Raw genomic sequence first — 17,578 nt, forward strand, 5'->3', positions numbered from 1 at the left:
AGCTCGGTTACTTTTTTGAATATTTAAACATCCTGCAAAAGTTTCTAGGGAGGAAAATTTAAAATAACATGGCTGCAAAGAATACCTATGACGAATCGAAAATAAAGACGCTCAGCTCGCTGGAGCATATCAGGCTCCGCACCGGTATGTATATCGGCCGGCTCGGAAACGGTTCCAATCCCGACGACGGTATTTATATCCTGTTAAAAGAGGTGCTCGATAACTCCATCGACGAGTTTATCATGGGAAACGGCGACCGTATCGATGCAATGTTGCAGGACAACAAGGTTACCGTGCGGGATTACGGCCGCGGTATTCCGCTGGGCAAGGTGGTGGAATGCGTGTCGGTAATCAACACCGGTGCAAAGTACAACGATGAAGTCTTTCAGTTTTCCGTAGGGCTGAACGGCGTCGGAACCAAGGCGGTGAACGCCCTCTCCGAGTATTTCCGGGTGGTTTCAGTCCGCGACGGGAAGTACGCCGAAGCGGTGTTTGAACGGGGCGTACTAAAACACGAAAAGCAGGGAGACGCCAAAAAAGGCATTAAAAACGGTACATTGGTGGAGTTTATCCCCGACAGGGAAATATTCGGCGACTACGCGTTCAACCTCGACTTTATCGAAAAGCGGATGTGGAACTACGCCTATTTAAACGCCGGTCTTACGCTCACCTTTAACGGCGCTTCATACATATCCGAAAACGGTCTGCTCGATCTTCTTAATGCGGAAATCGGTGAAGAGACGCTCTATACGATTGCGCATTTTAAAGAAGCGAAACTTGAGTTTGCCTTTACCCACACCAATAACTACGGAGAAACCTATTTTTCGTTTGTCAACGGGCAGTATACCTCGGACGGCGGCACCCACCTTTCCGCCTTTAAAGAAGGTTTGCTGAAAGGGATAAATGAATACTACCGCAAAAACTATAAGAGCGAGGATGTCCGCGAAGGTACCTGCGCTGCGGTTGCGGTAAAGGTGCAAGCGCCCGTGTTTGAGAGTCAAACGAAAAATAAGCTCGGCAACACCGAGGTTCGGACGTGGATTGTCAACGGGACAAAGGCCGCTGTGGTGGAATGGCTGCAAAAAAATGCCGAAGCCGCGCGCAAGCTGGAAGAAAAAATCCTTGCAAACGAGCGCCTGCGGACGGAGCTGAACAGCGTTAAAAAAGAGGCGAAGGCCGCCGCAAAAAAAATCGCAATGAAGATCCCTAAGCTGAAAGACTGCAAGTTTCACCTTGGGGATAAGCAGTACGGCAATGAATCGATGATCTTTATTACCGAAGGAGATTCGGCGTCGGGTTCAATGGTTTCAAGCCGCGACGTGCTCACGCAGGCGCTTTTTTCGCTGCGCGGTAAGCCCGAAAATATGCACGGCAAAAAGCGGGCAGCCATCTACAAAAATGCGGAACTCTACAATATGATGATGGCGCTCGGCATCGAAAACAGCCTTGAAAGTCTCCGCTATAATAAGATCATTATTGCAACCGATGCCGATAACGACGGCTTCCATATCAGAAACCTCTTGCTGACCTTTTTTCTCACCTATTTTGAAGAATTAGTGTTGAGCGGGCGGATTTTTATTTTGGAAACGCCGCTTTTTAGGGTGCGCACTAAAAAAGAGACCTGCTATTGCTATTCGGAAAAAGAGCGGGATAGTGAAATGAAGCGGCTCGGTACCGCGGCGGAGGTTACCCGCTTTAAGGGATTGGGAGAAATAAGTCCCAGCGAATTCGGTCAGTTTATCGGAAAGGATATCCGCCTTTTACCGGTCAGCATTCAAACCGTTAAAAAGATTCCCGGCGTGCTTGAGTTTTATATGGGAAAAAATACCCCCGAACGCAAGGCCTTTATTATGAAAAACCTCCTTGCGGAAATCGACGCATAGGGAATAACAAAAAAGCTTCTCTCTAAAAATCTAACACAAGTTTTTAGAAGCACACGGGGCTGTCCAAAAACTGAAAGCCTATCGGCTTTTTCTGTAAGGAAATAATTTATCATATCCGCTAAAGCGGATTGCGTAACAGTTTGTGGACAGTTTCCTTAGATGTAAGTACGATGTTTAAAATTAAGTCATTATTGTATAAAGACTTAATTTTAAACTCGCGGGGATGTCGAAAAAGTAATCAACTTTTGAGACATCCCCAAAGACGGCTCTATCTACTTTGCAGCCTTTGTGATTTTTACCGTCCATTCGCCGCCGTATTCGATTTTATGTACGGCGGCGAAATTATCCATATTCAATGCCATCGATAAACAATCGAGGCTATTGTAATACAGCAGCGGTTTCCCATCAGGAACATCGCCGAAACTATTCACATACGGCATCGAACCGGTGTAAACCTGTTTTCCGTCATTGAATATTGTTACTTGCACGACATCGTTAACGGCTAATTTCAATGATTCCGCCGTTTCACGGCCGATATTTGTCCACACATTCCCATATTGCACATCAAGCGCAGGAATAGTACCTAACAGTGCATCTTTATCAAAACGAGATTTCTCGTAAGGAATACGGACAATATCCTTTTTCGTAGGTCCAACCTGTTCAAAACCGATAATTTCTCCTGCGAGCCGCGCTCCGGTAAACGCATATACATCACGGCCGTGGAAGGTATAGCTTTTTTCGGAATTTTTCCGGCGGTTTACCGATTCATCAATTAAACGGATTTCCGCAATACCGAGCCGGTCGGCAACAAGCGTGAGCGTTCCATTATCGGGGGTAACAATATAGTGTCCCGTTTTAGTTTTTAAGACGACTGAATCACGGTCTGTACCGACGCCGGGATCAACAACCGACACAAACACCGTACCTGCCGGCCAGTATTCTACCGTCTGAAAGAGCCGATACGCTGCATCCCAGATACTGTAAGCGGGTATTTCGTGGGTAAGATCGTATAGCGGAATTGCTGCCGATTGCGTAAAAGCAACCCCCTTCATTGCTGAAACCGCACCGTCCTTTAAACCGAAGTCCGTCTGAAATACCAACGGCCGGGAATTCCGCGGTGTTCCCGCACAGCCGGACATACCAATCGTTACTATCAGTATTCCCGCCGCAATCAAACCGAATAACCTCTTATTGCGCATAATACCTCCTCGCATAATAGCTTTTAAAATTCATCAAATACAACGTTTTCCTGTTTTACAGGCGTGTCGCTTCCTTCCGGGGCGCTTTCGATATTTTTAACTGCAGCTGTATTTGAATCGAATGCATCGTATTTTTCGTATTCTGCTTTTAATTCTTGCACCAGTTGTAAAAGGGCATTTTCATCCAATACCTTTAACACATCTTGGCACTGTGCCGGCGAAATTGCAATCCTTATGGCAGGGCAGTTCGCGCCGTTTTCCGCTTGAGTCGTTGCATTTGCAAGAATAAAGTACGGCCGCTGCGGAGTAATAAACTGATAATCAAACCGCAAGGTTGGATACGCTTCATGTGCGCCTCCGAACAGTCCCCATGTCATTAATATATCGGCCTTTCCGAAAGCCCCCCGTTTCTTTGCTCCTTCGGAAGTCAATGTTTTATCGGAAAAAGCGGTAAGATATCGTTCAATCGCTTCTCTCAAAAGTGCGCGTTCATTCTTTTTTAACGAAATCCAGATGTTATCGCCCATCATCTTGTGATGAAACTTAACGGTGTTGGTCGAAGGTTCGAAAATAAAGCTGACATCGCGAGGCAGTAAATCATTGGAATATCGTCTTACTATATTCAAGTGCAGCACACCTAACGATTGCACCGGATAATTACCGAGAAAATCGGGATCATTCTTTTTGGGCTTAGAGGCACATGCACCGCTTAAAAAAGTAACGCCGAGCGCTGCAATCAATAAATAAAGGGGAATAATACGTTTCATTTTTACACTCCAATAAAAAGTCGAGAAGAAAGTATCAACTTTCAATTGACTTTTTACGCACGCCCGCAACGAAGTGAGAACGTGCATATAATATACAAGTTTGCACTTGGGCAAACTTGGGTGAATACAAGCCGTGCTATTTGTACGGCTTGTATTTTGCACTCCTTGTCTGCGATTGTACGGGAAACCCCTGCTTAATGCAAGATACTGTCTTGTTCTTTTCTTTTGCAAAATTATTCGTTGTCGGGTATACTTTAAGTGTCACAGATTCCGGAATATCGGTATCTGCTAAGGAGTAAAAGATGCAGATGAACAGTGTGGTCATTAGAACCGACAACATGGAAAAATCATTACAGTTTTATGAAAAGGTGCTTGGACTCACCTTTGAGTCTATGATGTCAGCAGCGCCGGGCAAGCAGATTGCTTTTTTGTACGACCCTAAATCAAACGGCCGGCTTGAGCTTATTCATAACGATCATTCAAAGGTAAAAAAAGAAAACTCTATTTCGCTGACTTTTAATGTGAATCAGATCGGAGAGACGGAAAAATATCTTCGCTCTAAAGATGTCCGTATTATCATGCAGCCGCGGACTGTTAAAGACGGTAAAAAGATATTAACGGCGGTCGATCCCAATGGAATCGAAATAGACTTTATTGAAGCTAAATAAGGCAGGGGTAAAAGAAAACTTCGTAATCTCTTATATAGCGGATAAATAAAAAGCGTTGTAAAATATTTACAACGCTTTTTATAGCGGGCTTTGAGGTTGTTACCGGAGACTCTCCAAAGAGCAAAGATGTTAGAGCGTCTCCTGTGAATAACCGGTTAAGCGCTATTTGCTCTGTTTTTGCTCCGAGTTGGAGTTCGAAATGCTGCGCATAACTTCATAAGCTCTTGTTCTTACAGGAGTTACATAGCTGTAGTTGTTTGCGATGCGCATAACCGTTTCAAACATCTCTTTTTTGTTCGTAACCGAACCGGACATCTTTTCAAAGGTGTTAAGGATTTCAAGTGCGAGTGAGCTTGTCGGATTAACCGTATCGAATTTACGGGCAATCCAGTTGATCATATTGAATACTTCATCGTTGTCGTTTTTTCCGATTTCGCCGAGCGATTTGACTGCAGCGGTAATAACGGACGGCTCATTATCGGTATACATAACCGTAATTAATGAATCCTTTGCTTTCTCGGTACCCATCTGTCCGAGCAATTCGCAGGCACGGCGTCTTATTTCAGGATAATTATTTACCACTCTGCCGTCTTCTCTAACAACGGTTGAAAGGCCTTCCGTTGCGAGCGTACTTAAAGCCGCTTGAATTTCTTCGGATTGGCGTCCTTCATTCAATGCTTCTTCGATATACTGCAAGGCAACGAGTTTTGAGTCGCGCCCTTCAGCGGCAACCATTTCCTTAATCATAACGCCCTCAATTGAATTGAGGTATGCCTGTTCGACGGTAATCATACTGTCGGATTCACCGTTCTTATCGTTTTTTGCAGCGTTTTTATTTTGTGCGCAAATAAACGGAGCGGTAAGCAGTGCTAAAGCCAGTGATAGTATCAAAAATTTGTGCCGCATGATAACGACCCCCTTCCTTTTGTTCAAAGTTGGTATTTTACTAGAATACCAACTTATTGTTAGTTATTTTTTTGCAAGTGTCAAGAGGCATACTTTTAAAAAATATCTAAGAGGTTTGATCTGACCACCGAAAAATTACCGCTTGACCTTTCATACTTTTACTTATATCATAGAACAATACGATAAAGGATTATAAAATAGTTGATCCTTGAGTTTTATTAAATAAGGTGTGATGCGAATGAAAAAGTTAAAGATACCTGCAGTACCGTCCATCAGAAGATTACCGTCATATTTACATATAGTAAAGCAAGCTCAAGCAGATGGGAATCCCTATATTTCCGGCACCGTTATCGCTGAAGAGTTACATCTGGAACCCATCCAAGTGCGTAAGGATTTAGCGATTACCGGTATTATCGGCAAGCCGAAAAAGGGATATCCGGTTGAAGAGCTCATTGCAGCTATTGAACATTTTCTCCGCTGGGATACGCTGCAAAAAGCCGTCCTTATCGGCGCAGGAAATCTTGGCACCGCACTCACCGGCTATCAGGGATTTAGGGATCACGGATTGGAAATTTGTGCGGCTTTCGACAGCGACAAAAAAAAGATCGGCAAAAAAATTCACGGTATTCCGATTTTCGGTATGAACGAATTAACGGAACAAATTAACGTTTTGCATCCTGCTTTAGCGGTTTTAACCGCTCCTTCCCCCAGTGCGCAGCTCATTGCAGACCGATTGGTAGAAGCGGGAATTGATGCAATCTGGAATTTTACGAATGTTAAAATAAAAGTGCCCGACAATGTACTTGTGCAGCAGGAAGACCTTACCTCAGGTTATGCCCTTTTAGGCGTGATGATGAATACCCGTATTCAGCAAGCAAGCGAATAACATTTATTTTTTTATTTACGGATATGGGACTTTAAGAAATGTATATGTTAAAGCCCCATCATAGAACAGCCTTATGACTCCTTCAAAATCTCCGCAGCAAGCAGCTCTTTTTTATAACCGCTTGGTGAAGCGGTACAAACACCTAAAAAAATATGCACGCCGGCTTGGTATTTTTGCCTATCGGCTTTATGATAGAGACATTCCCGAAATTCCCGTTGCCGTCGATCTTTATATTGAAGATGTAACAGGGCTGATATTTGCCGTGCTTACCGAATATGAACGGTCTACTGATCATAATTACACTACCAAAGAAGGAAAAACAGCTGCCTCTCTTTCTGAGTTGACGGAAGCGCTTTGTGCGGCTTTACAGATTCCTCCGGCGCAGGTGTATGAGAAATGCCGTAAGCGGCAGCGGGGCGAAGCGCAGTATGAAAAGATTGCCGATAGCGGAAAACGTATTATCGTGCGGGAAGGTAAGTGCCGCTTTTTTATCAATGTGTCCGATTACCTCGATACCGGTTTATTTCTTGATCACCGGCCTGCACGCATCGCGGTTGCCGAAAGTGCCGCCGGTAAGACGGTGCTGAATCTTTTTTGCTATACCGCGTCTTTTTCCGTTCATGCGCTGGTAAGCGGCGCGCGGCAGGTTTGCTCGGTTGACTTATCTAAAAACTATCTGCAATGGGCATATCAAAATGCTCAGCTGAACGGTGTTGACGATCCTGCCCGCTGCACCTTTGTACAAAGCGATGTCCGCCTTTTTTTGGAACAGGCTGCCAAGCGGAAAGAGCGCTGGGATATCATCATCTGCGACCCGCCGACATTTTCAAACTCGAAGCGGACTCCTCAATTTTTCGATGTGAACCGGCACTGGCAAGACTTAATCCGCAGCTGCTGTAAGGTATTGTCGGCGGAAGGGGTGCTGTACTTTTCCACCAATTCGCGGACATTGCGGTTTAACGCGGCGGAACTTTCGGATAGACCATCCGGCACTGCGGGAAAAGATAGGTTTGTTTATCAAAATACGCTCTTTACCGTGCAGGACATCAGCGCTCAGTCGATACCGGAAGATTTTCGGAATAAAAAAATTCACCGCTTATGGAAGATAGCGATGGATAAGGCCAATGCGTCAGATTCCTTTTCGTATTAGGATACAATAAAGCGTATGATTGAAAATCCGATAACAATACATCAAATAAACGGTGCCGAGTATTGCCTCCTTGCTTCGGGGATGGAACCTCGAGTATTTGCACATTCGGCTGCCGTCGATTATATTCACGATGTCTGTTTCCGCATTGCGCCCGACGGGACGGTGCAGGAGTTTTATCTTAACGAAACCCTTACGTTTTTTAATACGGAAAAAGGGCGGGAAGAGGTTGGAATTGTGCTGCCGCTGCGGGATGCCCGTCCGCTTATCGATTCGGTTTATACCGAGGCGCAAAAACTCCGCGAGGCTGAAACTTCGCTGCGGAGGCTGTACCGGCTTTTTTCGGGCTTTATCGCCGCGTATAAAAACGGTACGGTAAGCGAAGCTTTTTTCCGAGCAGCTATGTCTGCCCCCTTGTGTTTGCTGATCGAGGGAGGAACCGACGGCGGCGCTCAAGACCTTATCGTACTGCCGCCCCGATTAACGCTCCGCTGCGTTACTGCTGAGACTGCAGCAGCGCTTCGGTTTCATTATCCGTGGGTACATCCTGATGCGGAACGAGTGCCGCTTGACGATGCTGCGTCGTTTTTCTTAGCAACGCTCAGCTATGCCTGTATCACCGGAGCGCCGCCTTTTAACAGCGCCGCCGTCCCGTTTGCAGCGGTAGATGCCGGCGGACTTTGCGGCACCGGCAGCACTTGTAGAGGTGGCCTTCATAATGAAAACGACGGCGCAGCATATACGGTTGAGCGGAACAGCGGCGTGGCGGAACGGCTTGTGCAGAATATACGGGACGGCGTGTATGTGCCGGTAGAACTTCGCTGTCCGGCGCTGCTCCCGCGGTTTGCGCAGCTCATCGATTGCGGCTTAGCTGTAACCGCGGGGCAGGGGAGCGCTAAAGCCGCAGAACATACCGCTGTCAGAGCCGCCGGACATAAGAGCGCCAGCTTTGAAAAAACGGCGGACAGCGGCAATACGGATACGGCGGCGAACCGCCGCACTGCGCCACAGCTGCCGCTTACGGAACAGCTCTGCAGCTATTGCGATGAATCGCTGCCGCTCTTCGCCGGCGGACGGCAGACCGGTGTACAGGCGCAGCAGACAGATGCGCTGAAAGGCGGCGGGCAGGCGCCGGCGGCGGAAGCACAAGCGGCGCTCAAGGCCTTTGTTCAAACGGCGCGGAAGCGTATCACCCGCAAGCGTTTTTTTGTCCGCAACCGCGCAAAAATTGCGGCAGCGGCGGCAGTCTGTGTCGCGCTTATTGCCGTAACGGCGGCTATTGTGCAATATGTCCGGAAGCCGCCGGAGACGGCAGGTATGTCTGCCGAAGCGGTGGTGTACGGGTTTTATACCGCCGTCGGGACGCTCGATCAAACGGTAACCGGCGCTTATACCAAAAATAAAGCCGCCGCCTTATACGACGGCCTCATGGTGCATTTATACGTAACCGGAAAAACACGCGAAGCCTACGAGCGCAAAAAAATTTATTACACGCCGCAGGAGTTCCTTAGTTTTTGTGAATCTGTACGGAGTGCCGATACCGTATACGCTGGAGATGCTTCAGTAGAGGAGAACGGATCGGACGCGAAGGATGAGTTCGCTCGTTATAAAAAAGCGGTTATCGAATCGCTTAACGGGGGCTCCGTGTACGGTATTTCCGGCTTGGAGATTGTTTCCTCTGCTCAGGCCGGATGGTTTGACGTGAAGTTTTATCACTGGCTGCCGATTTTTTCATCGGAAGAAGCTGAGGCGGCGGCAAAGGCTATGGAAAAAGCGCTTGAAGCTCCTGTAAGCGCGTCCAATGTGGAGCTTTCGGAGCGGGGTGCTTTTCCCGTACAGGTACTCTACAAACATGATCGGGTACAGGTGATAACGGAAAGGGACTGCTTTTTTATCGGAGCGATCGAATCGGTCGAAAGCACGGTTGTTGCCGATTCAAGCGATGCGCTGATAGAAGCATGCGCACTACCGCCCGCAGACAGGCCGGCCTATTTAAAAGGATTGTAATATGAGAGAACGGAAAAATATCTATACGCTTTTGCATCAGGACACGGGCTCCGCTGCCCGCGCGGGGGTGATAAGCCTGCCGCACGGTACGGTACAGACTCCCGCGTTTATGCCGGTCGGGACGGCCGCGACGGTAAAAGGCATGACCAAAGATGACTTGCACGAAATAGGCTTTGAAATCATCTTGGCAAATACCTATCACCTTTTTTTGCGGCCGGGTATGGACGTTATCAAGCAGGCGGGCGGGCTGCACGGGTTTTCCGGTTGGAATAAAAACTTTTTGACGGATTCAGGCGGGTCCCAAGTATTCTCGCTGTCTCAGCTGCGGAAAATCAAGGAAGAAGGCGTAACGTTTCAGAGCCATATCGACGGCAGCAGGCAGTTTTTAAGCCCTGAAATCGCGGTACAGGTGCAGGCCGCCTTTAATAGCGACATTCAAATGCAGCTTGATATCTGTTCTCCCTACGGTATTTCCAAGAAGGAAACCGAAAAAGCTTTGACGCTGACAACGGCGTGGATGCAGCGGGCGGTACGGGAATGGGATCGCACCGAAGGGTACGAGGGAAGCCTTTTCCCGATTATACAAGGCGGCTTTTTTGAAGACCTCCGCCTCAGAAGTATCGAATCGATTATGGAATGCGATCCGCACGGCATTGCAATCGGCGGCCTTTCCGTCGGCGAGCCTGAGGAAGTATACAAGGAATTTTTAGCCTTTACCGCCGCGCATGTTCCCAAACATAAACCGCTCTATGTGATGGGAATCGGCACCCCCGATTATATTTTAGAGGCGGTAAAGAACGGCGTCGATATTTTTGACTGCGTACTCCCGTCGCGGAATGCCCGGAACGGAAACTTGTTTACCCGTACCGGCTCCATCTCAATTAAAAAGAAAGAATATGAATACGATTTCGGCCCAATCGATTCGAGCTGCTCCTGCAAGGTATGCCGGAATTACAGCCGCGCGTATCTGCGGCACCTGTTCCGCTGTAAGGAGATTCTGTATTCGATGCTTGCAACCTACCACAACTTAGCATTTCTCCATCGAATGGTTGCCGAAATCAGGGAGTCAATTACCGAAGATCGCTTTTCGGAATACTATCGCAGCTTCTTGAAAGATTATTATGGAAGAATTTAGAGCTTGTGAATAAGGCATTGCGAAAGAGTGGAGCACTCCATATACCGCTATGAACGGTGGCGGTACTGGGTCGGGGTATGTTGATTATATTTGTAAATAATGAAATAATACATACTAAGGTATGCATAAGTATGGAGATGTATATGGCCAATGCAACATTAGTACAGTTAAAAGTCGATAGAGAAATTAAAGAAGATGTTTCAAGAATATATGAAAATTTGGGCTTGGATTTACCGACTGCAATAAGGATTTTTTTCAAGAAAAGTATTGCTGTGGGAGGCTTGCCGTTTGAATTACGAGAAGAAAATAACAGATGGCAACTATATGATCAAGTTCGAAAAAGTATTCAAGAAAATAATGTTCCTGAAATGTCGCTGGAAGAAATAAATGCAGAAATTGCCGAAACCAGAAAGCAGGCATTTCACGAATGAAAAAATATGTTGTTGTTGATACAAATGTTTTAGTTTCAGCCTTGATAACACGAAATGAAAATGCCTCGACTGTAAAAATATTACGATATCTCTCTCAAAATAAAATAGTGCCGGTATATTCTTCGGATATAGTAAAAGGATACTATGAAGTGTTGAGAAGAGAAAAATTTAAGTTATCTGAGGAAATTGTATCGGCTGTAATACACGATATAGTCACTAATGGATTAGAAGTAACAGATATTGTTGAAGTTAAGGAAGAAATGCCGGATCCGAAAGATGTGGTATTTTATGCAGTTACATTGACAACAAAGGATAAAGGGACATTCTTGGTTACAGGGAATGGAAAGCATTTTCCGGTAAAATCTTTTATAGTAACACCGGCTGAATTAGTGGATATACTTGAAAAAAATTATGGAAAGAAAACAACTTAATCACTTTGACTCCTCCGGTAAAGCCGTAATGGTGGATGTTGCCGGCAAGGATGAGACAAAAAGAATAGCGGTTACGCACGGTTTTATCAGCATGAGCGCGGAGGCCTTTCTTGCGGTGCGGGAAGGCAGCGTCAAAAAAGGCGATGTGTTGGGAATTGCGCGGGTTGCCGGAATTATGGCGGTAAAAAAGACGCCGGAGCTTATCCCCCTCTGCCATACGCTGCAGGTTACGAGCGCCGGTATTGACTTTACCCTGCACGAAGCGGAATGTAAAATCGAGGCTGTATGTACGGTCGGCGCTACCGGACGGACGGGCGTTGAGATGGAAGCGCTGACGGGTGTTTCCGCCGCGTTGCTGACGATATACGATATGTGCAAGGCGCTGGATCGTTCGATGTGTATATCGGGAATAGAACTTTTGAAGAAAGACGGTGGAAAGAGCGGCCTCTATGAAAGATAGGTTCCTGCGGGAAATCGATTATATCAGAATATCCGTAACCGACCGGTGTAATTTCAGGTACCGTTACTGTATGCCCGCTCAAGGAGTCGGATTTATTCCGCATGATCAAATTCTCAGGTTTGAGGAGATTATCAGGATAGGCCGGTTACTTCCTCGGATCGGTATCAAACATATCAAAATTACCGGCGGCGAACCGCTGGTTAGAAAGGGCGTGTGTGCTCTTATCAAGGATTTAAAAGCGCTTGAAGGCATTGAGCAGGTTACACTGACGACAAACGGGTATCTGCTTGAACAGGCGGCCGAGAAGCTAAAAGAGGCGGGGATAGACGCGGTCAATGTCAGTGTCGATACGGTCAATAGAGAAAACTTTACGAAGATATGCCGCAAAGACGGGCTGGCAGAGGTGCTGCGCGGAATAGACACGGCGCAGGAACTGGGTATCGCCCTCAAGGTGAATACCGTCGTCAGCGGGAACAGCACGCTGGCAGAATTGCTCGATGTGCTCGATTTTTTTTCACGCAAAGGTATCACGGTGCGGTTTATAGAGCTGATGCCCATCGGTATCGCGGAACGGACGAGGGTAACAAATGCGGACTTATTCAATTTGATTAAGCGGCATCATCCCGATATTAAAAAAGATGATTTTAGAAGCAACGGCCCCGCGCAGTATTATCGGTTCGGAGACGGTAAACGGGTCGGTTTTATTTCGGCGGTACACGATGTTTTTTGTTCTTCGTACAATCGGGTACGGCTGACTGCTGAAGTGGTCATCAAGCCCTTCACACCATGGGCGAATGTATTATGCCGACAAACGGAATATTCGCGAAAGTGCTTACAGGCGGACTTTTAAAAACCGGAGACGAAATAACCGTGCGGAACAGCTGAACCCGCTGTTGAACACGCACTGTTTTATGCAGTAAGGCTCTTTGAAAAAATTTGATGCATTTGTCTTACTCCAATCCCGCGTAATACTGATTGTTATATTTTACCGCTTATGCTACAATACGCCGAAAATTTTTAACACAAAATATCAAGGTGCTGTAATGAAGAAATTTTTTCACGGTTTATTGCAAAGTAATTTGCTTATGCTGCTCGCTCTCTCGGCGGTTTTGTTTATGGGATGTATGAATAGCAAAACGGCCGATGCAGCTGCGGAAATTGAATTTTGGTCGTTTCCTAATTTTACCTCCGACACCGGTATTGAAGGCGATTTTGAGAAAAGTTTGATCGCGGCGTTTGAAAAAGAAAATCCTTCAATCAAAGTGCATTTTACGTTGATCGGTTTTACCGATGGGGCTGAAAAAATTGAAAAAGCCATAGCCGAAGGTAAGGCGCCCGATATTATCTATGATGCCCCCGGCCGTATTATCGGATGGGCGGGAAGAGGTTTACTGGAACCTCTTGACGATGTGCTTGCGACGGAAAAACCGTATATCACTACCGAACTTTTGACCGTTTCCGCCGGTAAAGACAGACGCACTTATATGTATCCGATGCACGAAGGCGCTTTTTCTATGGCGTTTAATAAGGAAATGCTCGAAGACCTGCGCCTTATTGATTTACTGCCCTATAAGCGGAGAGACCGTCAGTGGACTGTTGAAGAATATGAACGGCTTTTAACCGCACTGAAAGAGCGGCTTCCTGCAGAAACCGTCCCGGGCGTTTTCTATTATAAAAATATGGGCGGCGATCAAGGTACGCGGGCATTTTTGGTTAACCTGTACGGCAATGCGAATCTTTTAAACGGAGATTATTCCAGTTATATTTACAATTCCGCCCAAGCAGTGCGCAATGTGAATTGGACGGTGCGTGCTATGAAACAAGGCCTCTTGCTCGACGGAAAGGATCTTACCTCAAACGATGCCATTTCGATGTTCGTTTCCGGAAAAGCTGCTCATACCATTCTTTATTCGCCTCAGCTTAATAAAATGAATGACGGCAAACGGCAATATAAAGGGAAGAATTTTACACCGATCTATATGCCGTTTCCGAATGACTCCGGTGCACCTCTACTTGAATTTTTAGCGGGCGGCGCCTGCGTTTTTAAAAACGGTAATGCAAATAAAGTTAAGGCGGCAAAAAAATTCCTGCACTTTGCCGCTACCGACGAGGTATGGGCTCCGAAACTTATCAACGCGACAGGCGGTTTTCCTGCAAGCTCTAAAATTCAAATTGAAACGGAAGATGCCGAAATACTCTATAATTCAGTGCTCCAGCGATTTTTCGGACAGTATTACAATAACATTACCGGCTTTGCGCAGATGCGTGAATATTGGAATGCACTCTTAAAAGAAACCGCTTCGGGAAGTGATGTTCAAGCTGCGCTGAACCGCTTTGTGCGGAATTCCAACGCTACGCTGAAAGAATAAAATTACGGGAGAATATGATGATGGCACACACTGCTTCGGGTGCGCAGAGAGGCACTTCATTTTTTTCAATCAGAAATAAAATGATAACCTCTTTTGCATTTTTTTCGGTTTTTATTTTACTGATTGTTTATATTGTTGCGGTATATCTTGCATCCGTTTCCCTCATGAATAATACCGAATATTTTTTAAAGGAATTGGTTAAAAGCTCTTCAAAAGTTTTGGACGAACGCTCTCAAGCATTATTCGGAAAACTGGAAGCTTTTTCAAATCTACCTGCCGTTCAGGATGAAACGGTATCATACCAAGAAAAAATAGAATTATTTAAAAATGAAATTCAAATGCAAAAACAGCGCGGTTGGCTTAGCTTCGGTATCAGCGGTCTTGACGGTATGCTCTATCGGACTGATAACACGGTTGAAAGGATTTCAAATACCGATTGGTTCCAATCGGCACGTAAAGGGAAATATGTTATTACGGAACCTGTACAGTCCTCTTCCGACCGGAGGTATATTTTCATCGTCGCAATTCCCGTGCGGGATTTACAAGGAAAAATTACCGGCGTTATCAATGCTACCGTCTTGGGTGATGCGCTTTCAAATTTGATAAGCGATATTATTGTCGGCGAAACGGGAACTGCATATCTGGTCAGTTCGTCCGGTACTATTTTAGGAAACAGACGCCCTGAAATTCTCTATAAAAGTATCTACAGCGAAATAATCGGAAGCGACACAAGTGTGTTCGCACAGTTTCTTAAACAATCGCTTGCTTCTCATAAATCTTCAGTCAATGTATCGGAAATAAAAGGAACGCAGTCTATATCCGCCGTCGCTTCGATGAGGTATGCGGATTGGACGCTCCTTTTAACGGCGCCCGTGTCGGAGTTTATGGCGGAGAACGTTTCAAATCTGATAAAAACGTTTATTCTTATCGCGTTAATTCAATTGGTAGTTGCCATAGCGCTTGGATTCTATATTGCACGGAATATTACCCGCCCGATCAATCACGTTATCGCAGCACTTAGGAATATTGCACAAGGTGAGGGAGACCTTACGATAGAATTACCTGCAAGCGGTAAAGATGAAACGAGTGTGCTGTCGGCGTACTTTAATCAGACTATTGCTAAATTGAGAAACTCAATTCAAAGGGTAGGAACGGACTCCCGTGAGATGGAATCCGTCGGTTCAGATCTCGAAAGCAACATGATGTCAGTCAGCCAAGTGGTTTCAAATATTACCGCCGGTATTGACGACTTGAAAAAACGGTTTGTCGAACAGGAAGAAAGCGTATCCGGTACGGCTGCCGCTATCGAGCATATCATAACAACGCTGCGGCTGCTGGATGAGAGTATCGGTAAGCAGGCCGCTATGGTCGATGAATCCTCCGCATCCTTTGATAAGATGTCGCACAGTATCGATACCGTAGGTGAAAACGTCGTAGAAACCAGAGAGGTTATCCGCAATCTTTCTGCGGCTACGAATGACGGCCGCGAAACGCTGGTAAAAGCAAATGAGGTATCGCAGCGGATATCGGAAGCATCGGGCGATTTGATCGAGGCCGGCGCCGTAATCGAAAATATCGCGAGTCAAACGAACCTGCTTGCAATGAACGCTGCAATCGAGGCTGCACATGCGGGAGAAGCCGGTAAGGGATTTGCTGTTGTTGCCTCCGAGATTAGAAAGCTTGCAGAAGAATCCAGTACGCAAGGTAAAAAAATTTCCATCACTTTGAAAAATCTTTCTGTTGAAATCGATACGCTTGCGAGTGCTGCTGCCGGCGCCGTTGAAAAGTTTAATATCATTTCCAGCTATTCCAAAGGATTAAGTACCTCTATTGAAGGAGTAGTGCAGGCAATGGATGAGCAGGAAGAAAATGGAAAAATTATCTGGGGCATCATCAACGATGTTACCGGCGTAACAAATGAAGTAAAGAGCGGTTCCGGCGATATGCTTGCCGATGGCGAAAAGGTTGTTTCGGCAACGAAACGGTTGGATGACTTAACACGCATTTTACGGGAAAATATAGAGGATATCGCCTCGCAGACTGAACTGATCAACGAGGCTGCCCAAGAGTCTCTTGAAATTGCTGTCAAAAATAAGCAAAGTATAGACGGTCTTGTCTTGGAAGTAGGCAAGTTTAAAACCGAAAGATAAGTAAAACTTCCGATTTTTTGAGGGAATAGCATAAAAAGTACCGTCTGAAATATCGCCGGTACTTTTTATCTCCAGTTTGATGTGTAAACTGGGGTATTTTTAGGGTATTTTATAGGAGATACTATGAAAACGGTAAAAGCAACTTTCGGCTTGTTGTGTGCATTGACTTTGATTGCAATGACAACAATAGGATGCGAAAAAAAAGACAGCGGAGAAGCATCCGCTCATCAGCTTGATAGAACAAAAGAATTTATTACAGTTGCAACAGGTCCTACAAGCGGTATTTATTTCCCGATCGGCGGAGCGTTCGCCGAAGCCTTAAAATCGGCCGGGTATAATACCAGTTCGCAAGCGACCGGTGCATCAGCCGAAAATATTTCGATGATCTCTAAAGGAGAGGCTGAACTCGCAATTGCAATGCAGGATTCCGTTATGCAGGCATATCAAGGCTTCGGTGCTTATGAAGGTAAGCCGAATCCTAAGCTGACGGCTGCTATGCGTTTGTGGCCGAACTACGTACAGCTGGTAACGCTGCGCAAGTCCGGTATTAAAACCGTTACCGATCTCAAAGGAAAGCGGGTCGGTGTCGGAGCTGCGAACTCAGGCGTTGAATTAAACGCCCGTATGATTTATGAAGCCTACGGTATGACGTATGCAGACAGCAAGGTTGACTATCTTTCCTACGGTGAAGCGATCGATCAAATGAAAAACGGTCAGTGCGACGCGGCTTTTGTTACGTCCGGTCTTCCCAACGGAACGATTATGGAACTTGCTACCAGCTATGATATGGCAATTGTCCCCATCGACGGCGCAGGTCGGGATGCTTTGATTCAAAAGTATCCGTTCTTCTCTCAGACTATTATTCCGGCAAATACCTATAACAATACCGCGGATGTCGATACTGTTTTTGTGTATAACATCATGCTGGTAAACAGCGACCTTTCCGCCGATGTCGTATATGATATGCTGACGGTTATCTTTGATAATATTTCGACAATTAAAGCATCGCACAATGCAGCAAATAAACACATCGATTTGTCCTTCGGTGTAGAAGATGTAAAAATTCCGCTGCATCCGGGTGCCGCTAAGTTCTGGCAGGAAAAAGGTTTCAAGACCCCGCTGAATTAAAAGGCTCTTGG

The 17,578-nt window shown here is 46.0% G+C and carries 16 protein-coding genes; 13 read left to right on the forward strand and 3 right to left on the reverse strand.

The genetic code is table 11. The features are described from left to right. Positions 1–68 precede the first annotated feature (68 nt). Complete coding sequence (locus tag HMPREF1222_RS12195) at positions 69–1,883, forward strand: DNA topoisomerase IV subunit B (RefSeq protein ID WP_006188058.1); 1,815 nt, start codon at positions 69–71, stop codon at positions 1,881–1,883. A 272-nt stretch (positions 1,884–2,155) separates the two neighbouring features. On the opposite strand, the gene HMPREF1222_RS12200 is transcribed toward HMPREF1222_RS12195, so the two are convergent. Together HMPREF1222_RS12200 and HMPREF1222_RS12205 are read right to left on the reverse strand one after the other, a co-directional pair. Continuing rightward, on the reverse strand, positions 2,156–3,082 hold the full coding sequence (locus HMPREF1222_RS12200) for an SAM hydrolase/SAM-dependent halogenase family protein (RefSeq protein ID WP_006188057.1): 927 nt from the start codon (positions 3,080–3,082) through the stop codon (positions 2,156–2,158). Positions 3,083–3,105: 23 nt separating this feature from the next. Next, on the reverse strand, positions 3,106–3,849 hold the full coding sequence (locus HMPREF1222_RS12205; RefSeq protein WP_016519641.1) for a hypothetical protein: 744 nt from the start codon (positions 3,847–3,849) through the stop codon (positions 3,106–3,108). Between the two features lie 302 nt (positions 3,850–4,151). Between HMPREF1222_RS12205 and HMPREF1222_RS12210 the strand changes: the two genes are divergently transcribed. Next, a complete protein-coding gene (locus tag HMPREF1222_RS12210; RefSeq protein WP_006188054.1) occupies positions 4,152–4,517 on the forward strand; it encodes a VOC family protein in 366 nt (121 codons plus the stop codon). A gap of 162 nt (positions 4,518–4,679) precedes the next feature. Here the strand turns inward: HMPREF1222_RS12210 and HMPREF1222_RS12215 are convergent, their stop codons facing one another. Beyond that, entirely contained in the window at positions 4,680–5,423 is a 744-nt protein-coding gene (locus tag HMPREF1222_RS12215; protein WP_016519642.1) for a HEAT repeat domain-containing protein, read from the reverse strand. Between the two features lie 238 nt (positions 5,424–5,661). On the opposite strand from HMPREF1222_RS12215, the gene HMPREF1222_RS12220 reads away from it, so the two are divergent. From HMPREF1222_RS12220 to HMPREF1222_RS12270, 11 genes are all read left to right on the forward strand, one after another. Next, positions 5,662–6,309 carry a redox-sensing transcriptional repressor Rex gene (locus HMPREF1222_RS12220; RefSeq protein ID WP_016519643.1) on the forward strand — a complete coding sequence of 216 codons (648 nt, stop codon included), beginning with the start codon at positions 5,662–5,664 and terminating at the stop codon, positions 6,307–6,309. Positions 6,310–6,382: 73 nt separating this feature from the next. Further along, positions 6,383–7,459, forward strand: coding sequence for a class I SAM-dependent methyltransferase (locus HMPREF1222_RS12225; RefSeq protein ID WP_016519644.1), 1,077 nt, complete (start codon positions 6,383–6,385; stop codon positions 7,457–7,459). Between the two features lie 15 nt (positions 7,460–7,474). After that, positions 7,475–9,463 (forward strand): hypothetical protein, encoded by a 1,989-nt coding sequence (locus HMPREF1222_RS12230; RefSeq protein WP_016519645.1) that lies wholly within the window; start codon positions 7,475–7,477, stop codon positions 9,461–9,463. A 1-nt stretch (position 9,464) separates the two neighbouring features. Further along, positions 9,465–10,598: a tRNA guanosine(34) transglycosylase Tgt gene (gene tgt, locus HMPREF1222_RS12235; RefSeq protein WP_016519646.1), complete on the forward strand. Its 1,134-nt coding sequence runs from the start codon at positions 9,465–9,467 to the stop codon at positions 10,596–10,598. A gap of 143 nt (positions 10,599–10,741) precedes the next feature. Then, a complete protein-coding gene (locus tag HMPREF1222_RS12240; RefSeq protein ID WP_016519647.1) occupies positions 10,742–11,029 on the forward strand; it encodes a type II toxin-antitoxin system RelB/DinJ family antitoxin in 288 nt (95 codons plus the stop codon). Beyond that, on the forward strand, positions 11,026–11,460 hold the full coding sequence (locus tag HMPREF1222_RS12245; protein WP_016519648.1) for a putative toxin-antitoxin system toxin component, PIN family: 435 nt from the start codon (positions 11,026–11,028) through the stop codon (positions 11,458–11,460). Before HMPREF1222_RS12240 ends, HMPREF1222_RS12245 begins: the two co-directional genes overlap by 4 nt. Next, on the forward strand, positions 11,441–11,920 hold the full coding sequence (gene moaC / locus HMPREF1222_RS12250; protein ID WP_016519649.1) for a cyclic pyranopterin monophosphate synthase MoaC: 480 nt from the start codon (positions 11,441–11,443) through the stop codon (positions 11,918–11,920). The genes HMPREF1222_RS12245 and moaC overlap by 20 nt, the downstream gene beginning before the upstream one ends. Next, positions 11,910–12,770, forward strand: a complete 861-nt coding sequence (locus HMPREF1222_RS12255) for a GTP 3',8-cyclase MoaA (RefSeq protein ID WP_016519650.1) — start codon at positions 11,910–11,912, stop codon at positions 12,768–12,770. The genes moaC and HMPREF1222_RS12255 overlap by 11 nt, the downstream gene beginning before the upstream one ends. 193 nt (positions 12,771–12,963) lie before the next feature. Beyond that, positions 12,964–14,289, forward strand: coding sequence for an ABC transporter substrate-binding protein (locus HMPREF1222_RS12260; protein ID WP_016519651.1), 1,326 nt, complete (start codon positions 12,964–12,966; stop codon positions 14,287–14,289). A gap of 14 nt (positions 14,290–14,303) precedes the next feature. Further along, on the forward strand, positions 14,304–16,439 hold the full coding sequence (locus HMPREF1222_RS12265) for a methyl-accepting chemotaxis protein (protein WP_244870180.1): 2,136 nt from the start codon (positions 14,304–14,306) through the stop codon (positions 16,437–16,439). Positions 16,440–16,562: 123 nt separating this feature from the next. After that, positions 16,563–17,567 (forward strand): TAXI family TRAP transporter solute-binding subunit, encoded by a 1,005-nt coding sequence (locus HMPREF1222_RS12270; RefSeq protein ID WP_016519653.1) that lies wholly within the window; start codon positions 16,563–16,565, stop codon positions 17,565–17,567. Positions 17,568–17,578: the final 11 nt, after the last annotated feature.

This window comes from Treponema vincentii F0403 (assembly GCF_000412995.1).
GTDB classification, from domain to species: Bacteria; Spirochaetota; Spirochaetia; order Treponematales; family Treponemataceae; genus Treponema; species Treponema vincentii.